Genomic DNA, 211 nt, shown 5'->3' with positions numbered 1-211 from the left:
CCGTGGTCAGCAGGCCGAAGACGAGGACGACCGCGCTGATCGCCAGGACGGTGAACGGCAGCCGCTCCCGTACGTCGTCGTCGCCGGCGAGGCCGACGACGGAGGCCACCACCAACCCCCCGACGGGCGCGGCCGTGCCGAAGCACCAGAACAGCACCATCCGGCCGCCGACGCCGGCGCCGCGCGGCCGGTGGGTGACCGCGAGGCCGTC

General features: G+C 75.8%; 1 pseudogene. It reads right to left on the bottom strand.

The window, feature by feature from the left end:
- Nucleotides 1-211: pseudogene (locus QWY28_RS24180) on the bottom strand (hypothetical protein); the annotation flags it as partial.

This window comes from Nocardioides oceani, from assembly GCF_030412965.1.
Lineage (GTDB): Bacteria > Actinomycetota > Actinomycetes > Propionibacteriales > Nocardioidaceae > Nocardioides > Nocardioides oceani.
Note: the sequence above shows the minus strand (reverse complement) of the source record. Positions and strands in the feature narration are given on the sequence as shown.